The sequence below is a fragment of the Clostridia bacterium genome (assembly GCA_017620395.1).
Classification (GTDB): Bacteria; Bacillota; Clostridia; order Oscillospirales; family RGIG8002; genus RGIG8002.
The window spans coordinates 1-15,332 of sequence record JAFZQJ010000033.1 but is presented as its reverse complement, the minus strand read 5'-3'; the positions used below and the strand labels follow the sequence as shown (position 1 = coordinate 15,332).

Here is a 15,332-nt window from a genome sequence, read left to right as displayed (position 1 = left end):
GAATTGTTTTAGAAGCGTTTTCTTACCGTCAATCGTTCCGGAGGTGACGAATGAGAAAAGAGAAGCTCCTGGAGAACATAAGAATATACTCGCACAGCAAGGCGTTGTTCGGCGCGATATTCCTTATATTCGTTGTCGGCGTATTTATGTACGTCATTTTAGGGAGCAACCTGTTTCTCGTATCCGTTGACGGCAACGACAGAGCGATAATCACCGTGCGCAAGGATATGCAGGGCGTGATAGACATCTGCGGCGTTCAGCTTGCGGAGGACGACGTTGTGGAGTTTACCGAGCCGTCCGAAACCGCCGGAACGCTCACTGTCAGACGCGCCTTCTACGTCAGCGTTACCGCGGATAACTTCACCGAGACAATCTCCGTTATCGGCGGAACCGTCAGAGACGCCGTTGAGACGTGCGGCATCGTGCTCGGCGAGTTCGACGAGGTGACGCCTTCGCAGGAGACCTACCTCGCGGGCGATATGAACATCAAGGTCATTCGCGTGACCTACGAAACGCGCACGGTCGAGGAAAGTATTCCGTACGCGACGAAGGAATACAAATCCATCGAATACCTGAAGAAGACGCGCACCGTCACCCGCCCGGGCGAGAAGGGCGTCAGAACGACTACCTACCGCGACAAATACGTCGACGGCGAACGCGTCGATTCCGCCATCGTGTCCGTTAAAACGACAAAAAAACCCGTCGACGAGCTCGTCGCCGTCGGGACCTCCACGCAGCAGCTTCTGAGCAAGCACAGGCAGCTCGCGCAGCTGCAGGCGGGCGAGAAAACGCCGCCGGCCGAATATCAGAAGGTTATGGTCATGCAGGGCACCGCCTACACCTACTCCTCGATAGAGAAGTACAACGTCACGGCGCTCGGAATGCCCGTGCGCGAAGGCGCCGTCGCCGTCGACCCGAAGGTCATACCATACGGCACGATCCTCTACGTCGAGTCGGTCGACGGCAGGTTCAACTACGGTTACTGCATCGCCGAAGACACCGGCGGCGGAATAAAGGGCAACCGCATCGACCTTTTCTATGAAAGCAACGCCACCGTCGGCCGCTTCGGCAGGCGCGACGTCAGAGTCTATATTGTCGGATGATGAACGGTATTATCGCAGACGCATTGCTCAAAAACGGAATAGAAGTGTTCGGCGTGCTGCCGGCGGAGGAGGCGGAAACGCTGAAGCCGCCCATGGACGGCGTGCGTTCCTACATAATCATGCTGCTCCCTTACCACACGCCCGACGTGAAACGCAACGTCGCGCGGTTCGCCTGCTTTCCGGACTACCACGCCTCGATAAAGACGCTGCTCGGCGGCGTCTGCGCCGAGTTTGAGAGCCGGTTCAAGGGCGAAGCCTTCAAGCCGTCTGTCGACAGCTCGCCGCTTTCCGAGGTGAAGTGCGCGGAAAAATGCGGGCTTGGCGTCGTCGGCAAAAACGGCTTGCTTATAAACGAACGTTTCGGCAGCTACTGCTTCATCGCGGAAATCGCGACGACGGCGAAGCTTCCGGCCGTGAAAGCGCACGTTTCCGCCGGTTTCCGCTGCACCGGCTGCGGCGCGTGCTTCAGGGCGTGCCCGCACGGCGCGCTTTCGGAGCGCGGCTTCGACGCGGATAAGTGCGTTTCGCACGTTTCGCAGAAAAAAGGGCAGCTTACTCCGGAGGAGGAGCGTATGATCGCGTCGGCGGATTATATCTGGGGCTGCGACCGCTGTCAGGAAGCCTGCCCGCTGAACGAAGGTGCGGAGGATACGCGTCTGCGCTGCTTTACTGAAACGACGCCGGTCGTTACCGAAGAACTGATAAACGATCCGGTATTTTTTAACGCGTCAGCGTTCGCATGGCGCGGCAGGAACACCATCCTGCGCAACGTCAGTCTTCAAAAAAACGAAAAAAACGAATAATTACACTTTACGAACGCACACTAACCATATATAATTATGGGGTGATGTTGTGAAGATAAAGGACGTAATGAGCAAAACCGTCGTAGCGGCTGACAGCGGACAGTCCGTCTGCGAGGTGGCACGGCTTATGCGCGAGCATGACGTGGGAGCGGTCCCCGTCTTTGAGCGCGACGTCATAGCCGGTATCGTTACCGACAGGGATATAGTCCTTCGCTGCGTTGCGGCTGGCAAAAGTCCGCACGAATGCAGGGCGGGCGAGATAATGTCCGGCGGCGCGGTTTCGGTAACTCCGAACCAGAGCGTCGCGGACGCCGCCAGGATAATGGCGGCGGTCAAGATCAGGAGGCTCCCCGTCATCGACGACGGGCGTCTCGCCGGAATGGTGTCCTTCGGCGACATCGCGAGAAGCAGGGCGGACGACGCGGAGATAAGCGAAGCGATCTCCGAAATATCCACCCCGTTCAAATAGGAGAAGAATTATGATCGAATTTGACGAACTGAAACTGAGACTCAACGGACTGAAAAAAGGGCTGCCGGATCTGAAACGCGCCATGTGCATCGACGATCTCAAAGAGGAGCTCAAGCGCCTTGAAGAAGAAGCGCAGGACCCCGCTTTCTGGAACGACGTCGAGCTTTCCGGCAAGAACCAGCAGAAGACGAAGTCGGTTTCATCCAAGATAAAGGCGTACTCGGACCTCGTCACCGAGTTTGACGACGCGGAGACGATAATCGACATCGCCGTCGAAGGCGACGACGAATCGCTCCTCGGCGAAGCGAAGGCGGCGGTAGACAAGGCGGAAGCCGACCTTGAGCACCTGCGCGTTTCCACGCTGCTTTCCGGCGAATACGACGGCTGCAACGCGATACTTACATTCCACCCCGGCGCGGGCGGCACCGAGGCGCAGGACTGGGCGCAGATGCTTTACCGCATGTACACGCGCTGGACGGAGCGCAGCGGCTATAAGTACAAGCTTCTCGACTGGCTCGACGGCGACGGCGCGGGCATCAAGAGCGCGACCATCCTCGTCGAAGGCGAAAACGCCTACGGCTATCTCCGCAGCGAAGCGGGAGTCCACCGTCTCGTGCGCATTTCGCCGTTCGACGCTTCGGGCAGAAGGCAGACCTCCTTCGCCTCCGTCGACGTGACGCCTGAGATAGACGACAGTATCGAGGTCGAGATAAACCCGGACGACCTGCGCGTCGATACATACCGAAGCAGCGGCGCGGGCGGCCAGCACGTCAACAAGACCGAATCCGCCATCCGCATCACTCACATACCGACCGGCATCGTCGTAGCGTGCCAGAACGAGCGCAGCCAGCATCAGAACCGCGAAGTCGCCATGCGTATGCTGAAGTCAAAGCTCATTGAGATCAAGGAGAGGGAACACCTCAGCCGCATAGAGGACATCAAGGGCTCGCAGAAAGAGATCGGCTGGGGCTCGCAGATACGCTCCTACGTTTTCATGCCTTACACGCTCGTCAAGGATAACCGCACCGGCTACGAGGTCGGCAACATCAACGCCGTTATGGACGGCGATCTTGACGGTTTTATCAACGCCTATCTCCGCGCGAAGAGCGAAGGCTCGATAGAATAAAGAGAAAACTCAAAAACGCCGAAATAAAAGCGCCTCCCGCGAGGGAGGCGCTTTCGTTATGTTTTCGCTATGCTATTACAGCTCCACGCCGGCTATTACGAGCATGCCGTCGTAGTCGACCGTGCCGACGTAGTTGACGGGGGCGCCGTCGATGAAGAACCACACGCTGTAATCGTTGCCGGCGTATCTTTCGCCGAGGTAGGATTTGACGGTGACGGTTCCGCTGTACGCTTCGTCCGTTTCTTCGCCGTTGACGGTGAAGGCGACGGTCTTGAGCAGTACGAGCTTGCCGAGGCCGCTGGTATCCCTGGAGGAGGCTCTCAGCAGCGCGAGGTACGCGCTCTGCGTATAGTCGATATCGGTCAGCGTGACCTCGACGTCCTGCGCGAAGTCGGCTTCGAGCGTGACGCCGCTGACGGGATCCTCTATCTCCTGCGGCTCGAAGTCCGCGGGCTCGACTATGACCGCGAGGCGCGCGGTTATCGTTTCGTAGCCGCCCGCGTACGCGCCGGTCGGGGTGAAGGTCAGCTCGAAGGAGCTTCCGCTCTGCGCGGAGGTCGGCTGAACGTCGGGGGTCGACCACGCCCATACGCCTTCGACCGCTCCGGTATCGCCGCCGGTGAGCGTCGCATCCGCGAGGGTCTGCGGATATTTGATGCTCGCCGCGGTCGGGAGCGTGTAGTTCGTTATCCTCGCCTTGCCGGCGACGGCGGTGAAGTCGCTGCTTACGGAGGCGACGGCGTTCTCGCTGGAGAGGACGGCCTTTACCGCGTGCCCGACGTCCGCGGCGGTTATGACGTAGGTCTCGCCGGTGCCGAGCAGGTCGCCGTCGTCGTTATACCAGCTGATGACGGCGTCCTCGACGTCGGCGGGCAGGCCGGTGACCGTCGCGGTGAGGGTTTCGCCGAAGGTTTCCTCGCCGCTGACGGAGATCGCGGTATCGGGCGCGAAGTCGCCCTTGCATATTATCGTCACTTCGCCGGGCAGACCGGCGTTACTGACGTCTATGGCGTTCCACTGCTTGCGCGTGCCGGTGTAGGTGACGGTTTCGAGCGCACAGCCGCTGAAGGCGTCCGCGCCTATCGTTTCGATCCCTTCGGGGAGCGTTACGGTTTTGAGGTAGCGGCACTGCTTAAACGCTATCTCTCCGATGCTTTCGAGCGAATCCGGGAAGGTCAGCGCCGAGAACTTACAGTTCCGGAACGCGCTTTCGCCGATGCTCTTCAGTCCGCTGCCGAAGGTCACCGTCGCGAGCTCGTAGCAGGATATGAACGCGGCATCTCCGATGGTTTCGAGCGAGTCGGGGAAGGTCACGGAGGTGAGCGCGTGGCAGTCCTCGAACGCTTCCTCGCCTATCGTTTTCAGTCCGCTGCCGAAGGTGATGCTCGCGATCGCGTCGCAGCCGCTGAACGCATTGTCGCCGATGCTTTCGAGCGAGTCGGGGAAGGCCACGGAAGTGAGCGAGCGGCATCTATAGAACGCACTGTTGCCGATCTCGAGCACGGCCTTGCCGTCGATCTGCGCGGGGATGACGAGTTCGGTGAATCTGTCGAGATTCGTGCAGCCGATGATACTCACGCCGCCCTCGATATCCGTATAGGTGAAGGCGGGCTGCACGAAGACCGGCGCCGCGTTATAAAGCTCGGGGTTGTTCGTTTCGGTCACGCTGTAGTAAGTCCAGCCGCCAGCCGCGGTCCACTCCGCCGCGGTGAAGGGAACGGCGACCGTTTTAAGACCGCTGTCGTAGAACGCGTTACTTTCGATCGTTTCGAGCGACGCGGGCAGCGTTACGGATTCCAGCTTGTCGCAGAATCTGAACGCGTAATCGCCGATGCTCTTCAGCCCGCTGCCGAAAACGACGGTTTCGAGGTTTACGCATATTCCGAACGCGCTGCTGCCGATCGACTCGAGCGAGTCGGGGAGAGTCACGGACTTCAGCGCCGAGCAGGCGTCAAACGCGTTAAAGCCGATGCTCTTCAGTCCGCTGCCGAAGGTCACGGATTCGAGCCCGTAGCAGCCATAGAACGCGTCGTTGCCTATGGTCTCGAGCGAGTCGGGGAACGTCACGGAGGTGAGCGAGGGGCAGTTGCTGAACGCGTCGTCGCCGATGCTCTTCAGTCCGCTGCCGAAGGTAACGGTCGCGAGCGCGGTGCAGTAGATGAACGCGGCGCCGCCGATGCTCTCGAGCGAGTCGGGGAAGGCCGCGGACGTCAGCGAAGCGCATCTATTAAACGCGCCTTCGCCTATCGTCTTCAGCCCGCTGCCGAAGGTGACGGTCGCGAGCGCGGCGCAGCCGGCGAACGCGCTCTTATCGATCGCTTCAAGCGAATCCGGGAAGGCGACCGAAGTCAGACTGCCGCAGTTCAAGAACGCCTGATTGGCTATCGTCTTCAGTCCGCTGCCGAAGGAAACGGACGTGAGCGCGGCGCAGTTGCCGAACGCGCCCGAATTGATTCTTTCGAGCGAGTCGGGCAGAGTTACGGATTTGATCGCGGCGCCGGAAAACGCCATGGCGTCTATCCTGAGCACGGTCTTGCCGTCTATCTCGGCGGGGATGACGAGGTCGGGGAATCTGTCGATATTCGTGCAGCCGGTGATAATTACGCCGCCCTCGATATCCGCGTAGGTGAATACGGGCTTGACCAGGATCAGAGTCGCGTTAACGAGCTCCTCGTTGCCGTTTACGGCGGCTCTGAAGTAATCCCAGCCGCCCAGCGCGTTCCACTCCGCCTCGGTGAGCGGGAAGGAAACGGTCGCGAGCGAGGAGCAGCCGCCGAACGCGTCGTAGTCTATCGTTTTCAGCCCGCTGCCGAAGGCGACCGATTCGAGCAGGCCGCAACTATAGAACGCTTGGCCGCCGAGCGTCTCGAGCGAGTCGGGGAAGGTCACGGAGGTGAGCGAGGAGCAGCTGCCGAAAGCGCTGCTGCCTATCGTCTTCAGCCCGCTGCCGAAGGTTATCGAGGCGAGCGAGGCGCAGTATTTGAACGCGTCGTTGCCTATGGTCTCGAGCGAGTCGGGGAAGGAAACGGAGGTGAGCGAGGCGCAGCTGTCGAACGCGCTGTAGCCTATCGTCTTCAGCCCGCTGCCGAAGGTGACCGACGCGAGCAGGCTGCAGCTTTTGAACGCCTCGTCGCCTATGGTCTCGAGCGAGTCGGGGAACGCGACGGAGGCGAGGCTGTCGCAGCCTTCGAACATGTTTTCGCTTACCGCCTTCAGCCCGCTGCCGAAGGTTATCGAGGTCAGGGCGTCGCAGTTATCGAACGTGCGGGCGCCGATCGTTTCGAGAGAGTCGGGGAGAACGACGGCGGAGAGCGAGGAGCAGCTGCCGAACGCCTGACGCCCTATCGTTTTCAGCCCGCTGCCGAATGTTACCGACGCGAGCGAGGCGCAGTTCTTGAACGCTTGTTCGCCTATGCTCTCGAGCGAGTCGGGGAAGGTCACGGAGGTGAGCGCGGTGCCGTTGAACGCCTGACGCTCTATCGTTTTCAGACCGCTGCCGAAGGTTACCGAGGTCAGCGAGGGGCACCAATAGAACGCGTACTCTTCGATAGTCACGATCGAGTCGGGAATGACGACGGAGACGATATCCGTCGAGCTGAACGCCTGGTCGCCGATCGCGAGCACGGCCTTGCCGTCTATCTCCGCGGGAATGACGAGGTTGTATATATCGCGGATATTCGTGCAGCCGGTTATCTTCACGCCGCCCTCGATATCCGTATAGGTGAAGGCGGGAACCGGGATGACGAAGGTCAGCGCCGCGTTATAAAGCTCTTCGTTGTTATTGGCGTTCACGCCGTAAAGAGCCCAGCCGCCGCCGGCGTTCCACTGCGCTTCGGTGAACGGCAGGTTTACCGTCGCGAGCGCGGCGCATTCATAGAACGCCTGATGCTCTATCGTTTTCAGACCGCTGCCGAAGGTAACGGTCGCGAGCGAAGTGCAGCCATAGAACGCGTATTCGTCGATGGTCTCGAGCGAGTCCGGGAAGGTCACGGTCGCGAGCTTTACGCAGTCGTCGAATGCGCTTGCGCCTATCGTCTTCAGCCCGCTGCCGAAGGTGACGGATTCGAGGTTTCCGCAGCCGTCAAACGCTTCACTGCCGATCTCCTCCGGGCCTTCGCCGGAGAAGACGACCGTCCGGAGCGCCGAGCAGTCGGCGAACACTTCTTCATAAAACTCACTGAGCGAAGCCGGGAGGAAGACGGATTCGAGCAGGACGCAGCCCTCAAAAGCGCCTTGCCCCAGCTCTTTCACACCGTCTCCGAAGTCGACGGAAGTGAGATTGCCGCAGCCGCTGAACGCACATTCGTCAATCAACTCAAGAGAATCGGGGAATACCAGCGACGTGACGCCGCAGTTTTCGAATGCGTTGCAGTCTATATCCTCCAGCCCGCTGCCGAAGTCGACTGTCGCGAGCGAGGTGCAGTTCTTGAACGCGCCGATGCCGATCCCGTCAAGCGAGTCCGGGAAGGTCACGGACGTGAGCGAGGCGCAGTTTTCGAACGCCCTGCCTTCGATGTTTCCCACTCCGCTGCCGAAGTCGACGGCAGCGAGCGCGGAGCAGCCCTTGAACGCGCCGTCCTCGATGTTCTCGAGCGAGTCGGGTAAGATCACGGTTTTGATGCCGGTGCATCCGCTGAAAGCGTCTTCGCCTATATTGAGTACCGGTTCGCCGCCGAGCTCGGCGGGGATGACGAGGTGTTCGATATCGTCGATATTCGTGCATCCGGTGACCGTTGCGCCGCGGTAATCGACTTCGTAGGTGAAGGCGGGAGCCGGCTTAACGAAGGTCAGCGCCGCGTTATAAAGCTCGGCGTTGTTCGACGCGTCCACGCCGTATTTGCTCCAGCCGCCGGCGGCGTTCCACTCGCTTCTGGTGAAGGGCAGGTTGACCGTCGCGAGCGATTCGCAGCCGAAGAACACGTTCTGCGACAGCGTATTGAGCGAGGAGGGGAAGGCGACGCTTTCGAGCGCGTCGCATTCGCCGAACGCCCTGTAACATATCATCTCCAGCCGGTTGCCGAAGGTGACGGACGCGAGCGATGAGCAGTTTTCGAAGGCGGAATCCTCGATAGTCCTGACCGCGTCGGGCAGAACGATGCTTGTCAGCGAGCGGCATCCATAGAACGTCATAAAGCCGATACCGTTTAAAGAGCATCTGCTCCCGAAGGTCACGCTCGCGAGCGATGAGCAGTTTTCGAAGGCGCTTTGTCCGAGAGTGCTCAGCGAGTCCGGCAGACTGATGCTCCGGAGCGCGGAGCAGTTCTGAAACGCGACGTTGTTGATGATAAAGAGCCTCGAGCTATCCGGGATTTCGACGCTTTCAAGCGAGGTGCAGTTGCTGAAGGCGCCGTAACCGATGACCGAAACGCTGTCGGGCAGGGTCACGCTTTTAAGGGTCGCTATGCCTTTGAAGGCGTCGTCGGCAATCTCTGTGACGTCACTGCCGCCGATCTGCGCGGGGATGACGAGATCGGGGAATCTGTCGATATTAGTGCAGCCGGTAATAGTCACGCCGCCGTTGTCTGTGTAATCGAACACGGGCTGCACAAAGGTCAGCGCCGCGTTATAAAGCTCGGCGTTGTTCGTTTCGGTCACGCCGTAGTACGTCCAGCCGCCGGCCGCGGTCCACTCCGCCTCGGTGAAGGGCAGGTTGACCGTCGCGAGCGCGGTGCAGCTCTCGAACGCATTCTCGGCGAGCGTTTCGAGCGACGCCGGGAAGCTGACGGACGAGAGTTTTTCGCACATGGAAAAGGCGTCTTCGTCTATCGTTTTCAGCCCGCTGCCGAAGGTCACGGATTCAAGGGAGCTGCATGAGCGGAAAGCGGAGTTGCCGATCGTTTCCGGACCCGCGCCGGAGAAGGTCGCCGTCTTGATGCCGGAGCAGTAGTCGAAAGCGTAGTCTCTGAGCGTTATGAGCGACGCCGGGAAGGAAACGGACGCGAGCGAGAGGCAGGTCGAGAACGCGCCGTCCTCGATGGTCTCGAGCGAGTCGGGGAAGGTCGCGGAGGTAAGCGAGATGCAATCCATAAAGGCGTGCGAACATATCGTTTTCAGTCCGTTGCCGAAGGTCAGGGATTCAAGATTGCCGCATGCGCGGAAAGCGGAGATGCCGATCGTTTCCGGACCCGCGCCGGAGAAGGTCGCCGTTTCGATGCCGGAGTTTTGGAAAGCGCCGTTTCCGAGCGTTTTGAGCGACGCCGGGAAGGAAACGGACGTGAGCGAGGTGCAGCTCGAGAACGCGCCGTCGCCTATGCTCTCGAGCGAGTCGGGGAAGCTGTTAATTTCCAGCGAGTGGCAATTTCTGAACGCGTCCAAGCCGATGCTCTTCAGCCCGCTGCCGAAGGTTACCGACTCGAGCGAGGAGCAGTTCATGAACGCTTGGTCGCCTATGATCTCGAGCGAGTCGGGTAAGGTCACTGACGTGAGGATTGAAGCGCAGTCAAGGAATGCGTTGTCGCCGATCATCGATACCGTATGACCGCCGAGCTCGGCGGGTACGATGACGTAGTCGTCGAGGACGCTGTTGTATTTGGTGATAACAACTTTATTATCGCTGACTGTGTACTCCCAGTCGCCCTCGGTGAGCGCGGAGACGGGTATCACCGCCGTCGGCGCGAACGCGAGCAGGAGCGCGAGGGTGAGAAGCGCGGAGAGCGCCTTTCTGAACGTTTTGTTTTTCATGTGCTGCCTCCTTTTTGTTGTGTAAAAAATGATTGAATTATTCAACACGCACCGTTCTCAGTCAATTGACTGAGAACGGTGCGTGTATTTCCTTATTCCTGTTCGTAGAGCTTTTTCTTACGCATGCGGATGATGACGACAACGGCGATTATCGCGACTATTGCCGCGCCGATGATGATATAGAGCGTGTAGCCCGCGGAGCCCTCGACCTTCAGCTTTGACCAGTAATCGTTCATCAGCTGGAAGCTCTCGTCCGGGAGGTCCTTGAACATCTTGGAGTTCGCGGCGGTCGCTTCGTCGAAGTAGACGACGTCGCTGTCGGCGAATTCCTCGCTCAAGTATTCCTTCGCCTCCGGAATGGGCGTGGCGTAGCCGATGGCGTCCATATTCTTTCCGGAGATCTCGGGATCGCAGAGGAAGTTGATATACGCTTCGGCTTCCGCCTTGTGCTCGCAGCCCTTCGGGATGCAGATGGCGTCGATGAAGAAGTTGAAGCCCTCCTTCGGATAGCAGAAGGCGAGGTCGGGGTTATCTTCGTGCATCGTCACGAAGTCGCCCGCGTAGTAGGGGGCGATCCAGGCGGATTCATTGATCATCGCGTCGAAGATCTGATCCATAACGTACTGCTGCAGAACGGGCTTCTGCTCGAGCAGCTTGTTGTAGCACGCCTCGTAGTCCTCGGGGGAGGTGGTGTTGACGTCGATGCCGAGCAGGAACTCCGCTATCGCGAAAAGATCGCGGGGGTTGTCGAAGGTCAGTATCTTGTCTTTGTATTCCTCGTCCCAGAGAATGTTCCAGCTGTCGACTGTCTTGGTGACGTATTTCGTGTTATAGATGATGCCGACGGTGCCGTAGGTGTAGGGGACGGAGTATTCGTTGTTCGGGTCGTAGGCGGTGTTTTTATACGTTTCGTCGATATATTTGTAGTTCGGGATGTTGGAGAAATCCAGCTTCTCGAGCATGTCCTTTTTTATCATGCGGTCGATCATATAATCCGAGGGGATTATGATATCGTAGCTCGACCCGCCCGTTTCCAGCTTCGTCAGCATAGTTTCGTTTGAGTCGTAGGTCGTGTAGTTGACCTTTATGCCGGTGCGCTTCGTGAATTCGGCGTTGACGTCGATCGTGTCGTCCTCGCCGACGCCGATGTACTGGCCCCAGTTGTAAACGTTGATCGTGACTGCTTCTTCAGCTTCGGCCGTAACCGTCGGCATCGCCGTGAAGAGCGCCGCGACCAGCGTCAGCGTAAGGATTGCAGCAATGATTTTTTTCATTTTGTGTACCTCCGTTGGATGTAATTATCGTTACGGCTGAAGCGCCGCGAGTTTACTTGCTTTTTTGCGTTCGTCGCGCGCCTGGAAGACGTTCATCAAGATCATCAGCGCAAGTATGACGATAAAGAGCATCGTGAACAGCGCGTATATCGACGGCGGGATCGGCTTCTTGGTGTAGTTGTATATCTCGATCGGGAGCGTCGAGAAGCCGGAGCCGTAGACGAAATAGCTGATGACGAAGTCGTCGAGCGACAGTGTGAAGACCATAGTCATTCCGGTGAAGACGCCGGGCATTATCTCCGGAAGCATCACCTTGAAAAACGCCTTCAACGGCGTGCAGCCGAGGTCGAGCGCCGCGTCCATCAGGTTGCGGTCCATCTGCCGTATCTTCGGCAGTACCGAGAGTATGACGTAGGGCAGACCAAAGGTTATATGCGCGATCAGCAGCGTCCAGAAGCCGAGCACGTTGTTGTTTTTCATCATCCCGCCGATGAAGACGAAGAGCAGCGCGAGGGAGACGCCGGTCACGATGTCGGGGTTGGTCATCGGGATATTAGTGACCGTGAGGATGACGCTCTGCATGCGTTTCTTCATCTTGTGAATGCCGACCGCCGCCATCGTGCCGAGCACCGTCGCGACTATCGAGGCGATGACAGCGATTATAACGGTGTTGAGCAGCAGGTGCAGCAGGTTGCTGTTGCTGAAGAGCTCGCCGTACCATTTCAGCGTAAAGCCCTCGAAATGAACGGTGTTCTTCGTCGAGTTGAACGAGAAGAGCATCAGCAGCAGTATCGGAGTGTAAAGCAGTACGAATACGAGGACGGTATAGATCTTGCCGAACGTTTTCATAGCACGATATCCTCCCCGTCGTTATCCGTAAAGCGGTTCATTACCGCCATACAGATTATGATCATTACCATCAGCACCAGGCTCATCGCCGCGCCGAGGTTGGGGTTGTAGGCGTTTTTGAACTGCTTCTCGATTATGTCGCCGATCATGGCCGTATCCGCGGGGCCCATCTTCACGGAGATATAGAAGGTGCTGACCGCCGGCACGAACACCATCGTTATTCCCGAAATTATACCGGGGATACTGAGCGGCAGGATGACCTTGCGGAAAGTTTTGACCTTGTTCGCGCCGAGGTCGGCGGAGGCCTCGAGCAGCCGCCCGTCGATCTTCATCAGCACGGTGTAGAGCGGCAGGATCATATACGGCAGGTAGTTGTATACCATACCGAAAACGATAGCGGCGCGCGTTCTGATAAGCTTGAACGGACCTATGCCGATGCTCGTCAGGAAGTTGTTGATTATGCCGGTGTCCTCAAACAAGGATACCCACGCCAGCGTGCGGAGCAGGAAGCTCATGCACATCGGCAGCATAACGAGCAGCACGATTATGCGCTGCGTGCGCGGCTTCGTGCGCGATATGAAGTATGCGAACGGATAGGCGATGAGCAGGCAGATCACCGCCGCTATCGCGCCGAGCAGTATCGAATCCAGAAAGGTCGGCAGATACGCCTTCAGCGCGGCGATGTTCGCGAAAGTGAAATGTCCGTTCGCGTCGGTGAACGCGTAGACGAAGACGAATATCAGCGGCGCGACTATAAAGAGAACCATCCATACGAGATAGGGCGCCGCGGCAAGCTTTTCGCGCATCAGTCGATCACCTCCGCGTCGGAGTCATCGTTGAGGATGGTCGCGTCGTCGAGCTTGTCGTATTCCTCGGAATATGAGGAGTAGTCGCCGAACTTGCCGGAGTATTCGGACTTTTTCATAATATGAATGTCGTCCGGATTTAACTTGATGCCGATCGTGTCGCCCTGGGCGTGGAAGTCCGTCGTCTGTATCATCCACTTGAAGCCCTTGACGTCAACGATTATTTCGTAGTGCACCCCCTTGAACGTAACGTTGGTGACTACGCCGGAAAGATGTCCGGAATCGGCGCGGACGATATCGATGTCCTCGGGGCGTATGACTACGTCGACCGGCTCCTTCTGCTCGAAGCCGGAGTCGAGGCACTTGAACTTGTAGCCGAAAATGGAAACGAGATAGTCGTCGAGCATAACGCCGTCGATGATGTTGCTCTCGCCGATGAAGTCGGCGACGAAGGCGTTCTGCGGCTCGTTGTATATATCCTGAGGCGTGCCGATCTGCTGAATGACGCCGTTATCCATAACGACGACGGTGTCGCTCATCGAGAGGGCTTCCTCCTGGTCGTGCGTAACGTAGACGAACGTGACGCCCATCTGTTGCTGGATATTCTTCAGTTCGACCTGCATATCCTTGCGGAGCTTCAGATCGAGCGCGCCGAGCGGCTCGTCGAGAAGCAGCATGCGGGGCGAGTTTATCAGCGCACGGGCGATCGCGACGCGCTGCTGCTGTCCGCCGGAGAGCGAGTTGACGTTGCGCTTCGCAAAGCCATTGAGGTTGATCAGCTTCAGCATCTCGAAGACTTTTTCGCGGATGATTTTCTCGGGCGTCTTTTTCAGGCGCAGGCCGAACGCGATGTTTTCAAAAACGTTGAGGTGAGGAAAGAGCGCATAGCGCTGGAATACTGTGTTCACCTCGCGCTTGTGCGGCGGAACGTCGTTAATTATCTTATCAAAGAAAAAAACATTACCCGATGTCGGAGTCTCAAATCCCGCGATAATGCGAAGGGTGGTAGTCTTGCCGCACCCCGAAGGGCCCAGCAGCGTGACGAATTCCTTGTCCCTTATCGACAGGTTGATGTTATCGAGTACTGTTTCGCCGTCAAATTCCTTATGAATGTTTTCCAAACGGACAATTTCCGAGTTGGCCATTTCTCAACCCCCAGTTCCGCGGAACGTACCCCTTGTGAAAGGGCATCCTCGACCGGATAAGTTTTCTATTATAAAATAGTAGTTTTTCGCGTTTTTGTCAATAGTTTCAGCGAAAAAAGCGCCGCATTTTTTACAAATATATTATCATAGCGAAAAAACTCCGCGCAGTTCCGTTTTCAAAACGTAACCGTTTTCGGCGGTAAGCAGCCACCCGCGTTTGCGCCCGTCGTTTTTAACGAGGGAGCAGGCGGAGCCGTCGCAAACGAGCGCGACGTCGTTTTCGAGCGCGACCCCGGGCAGCGAGAACGATGCGCAGGCCGCGTCGAAGCTGTCGCGCCCGGGCTCGTCGTAATGCGGGCAGCAGACGGCCGGAATGAAGCCGAGGCCGTCTATCAGCCGGTATGAAGGGGATGAGACGGAGCTGTCGTAATAGTCGCGGTCGCTGTAGCCGGAGGCAAACCAGCACATCGCGCCCGCGCTGACTCCGCACATGACCGCGCCGCGTCCCGCCGCCGCTTTCAGCAGCGGGAGTATCCCGACGCGTTCCCAGACGGTCATCATCCGCAGCGGATCGCCCCCGCCGACGTAGATAATATCGGCGGCTGAAACGCGTGATTCAAGCTCGTCGGCCGCGTATTCTGCGCGAACGAGGCACAGCGCGTCCGCTGCGCAGCCGAGGCGCTTATAGGTGCGCTTTACGGCGTTTATGTAATGTCCGCCGTCGCCGCTTGCCGTGGGCAGAAACAGAAAGCGCGGACGTTCTTTTCCGCTGAATTCGACTATATACTTTTCGACTGCGGAGCTTTCGTCGACCGTGCCTCCGCCGAGTGCAACGATTTTCATACAGCGCCTCCTTGTGGAATATACCGGTATTATACCATTATCCCGCTCTATTTGCAACAAAAGAAAGCCCCGAAGGAAAGGGCGTGCAGATAAGGGATAAGTCGGGTTTTGAACGGCTGTTTCCCGCCCATGCTTCACAAAAAACAGCGGCCATACATCAAGTATGACCGCTGTTTTGTTGTTTTGCCTGAACGATAAACATCTCGTTCAAAACTGCTCCGCATCTTAAAAAG

10 protein-coding genes are annotated in these 15,332 nt (G+C 58.0%); 4 read left to right on the top strand and 6 right to left on the bottom strand.

The window, feature by feature from the left end:
- Positions 1-50: 50 nt before the first annotated feature.
- The 4 genes from J5441_07520 (at position 51) to prfB (ending at position 3,501) form a co-directional block, all read left to right on the top strand.
- On the top strand, positions 51-1,103 hold the full coding sequence (locus J5441_07520) for a G5 domain-containing protein (protein ID MBO4934993.1): 1,053 nt from the start codon (positions 51-53) through the stop codon (positions 1,101-1,103).
- Entirely contained in the window at positions 1,100-1,906 is an 807-nt protein-coding gene (locus tag J5441_07515) for an epoxyqueuosine reductase (GenBank protein ID MBO4934992.1), read from the top strand. The genes J5441_07520 and J5441_07515 overlap by 4 nt, the downstream gene beginning before the upstream one ends.
- Positions 1,907-1,973: 67 nt before the next feature.
- Complete coding sequence (locus J5441_07510; GenBank protein MBO4934991.1) at positions 1,974-2,375, top strand: CBS domain-containing protein; 402 nt, start codon at positions 1,974-1,976, stop codon at positions 2,373-2,375.
- A 10-nt stretch (positions 2,376-2,385) separates the two neighbouring features.
- The gene (gene prfB / locus J5441_07505) at positions 2,386-3,501 is read left to right on the top strand and encodes a peptide chain release factor 2 (protein MBO4934990.1); all 1,116 of its coding nucleotides are present in this window, start codon (positions 2,386-2,388) and stop codon (positions 3,499-3,501) included.
- Between the two features lie 75 nt (positions 3,502-3,576).
- On the opposite strand, the gene J5441_07500 is transcribed toward prfB, so the two are convergent.
- The 6 genes from J5441_07500 to J5441_07475 all read right to left on the bottom strand — a co-directional run bounded on the left by J5441_07500 (position 3,577) and on the right by J5441_07475 (position 15,099).
- Entirely contained in the window at positions 3,577-10,182 is a 6,606-nt protein-coding gene (locus J5441_07500) for a leucine-rich repeat domain-containing protein (protein ID MBO4934989.1), read from the bottom strand.
- A 92-nt stretch (positions 10,183-10,274) separates the two neighbouring features.
- Positions 10,275-11,456: a spermidine/putrescine ABC transporter substrate-binding protein gene (locus J5441_07495; protein MBO4934988.1), complete on the bottom strand. Its 1,182-nt coding sequence runs from the start codon at positions 11,454-11,456 to the stop codon at positions 10,275-10,277.
- 30 nt (positions 11,457-11,486) lie between these two features.
- The gene (locus tag J5441_07490) at positions 11,487-12,305 is read right to left on the bottom strand and encodes an ABC transporter permease (protein MBO4934987.1); all 819 of its coding nucleotides are present in this window, start codon (positions 12,303-12,305) and stop codon (positions 11,487-11,489) included.
- Positions 12,302-13,111, bottom strand: a complete 810-nt coding sequence (locus J5441_07485) for an ABC transporter permease (GenBank protein ID MBO4934986.1) — start codon at positions 13,109-13,111, stop codon at positions 12,302-12,304. Before J5441_07485 ends, J5441_07490 begins: the two co-directional genes overlap by 4 nt.
- On the bottom strand, positions 13,111-14,256 hold the full coding sequence (locus tag J5441_07480) for an ABC transporter ATP-binding protein (GenBank protein ID MBO4934985.1): 1,146 nt from the start codon (positions 14,254-14,256) through the stop codon (positions 13,111-13,113). Before J5441_07480 ends, J5441_07485 begins: the two co-directional genes overlap by 1 nt.
- Before the next feature lie 144 nt (positions 14,257-14,400).
- Positions 14,401-15,099 (bottom strand): peptidase E, encoded by a 699-nt coding sequence (locus J5441_07475; protein MBO4934984.1) that lies wholly within the window; start codon positions 15,097-15,099, stop codon positions 14,401-14,403.
- Between the last annotated feature and the right edge of the window lie 233 nt (positions 15,100-15,332).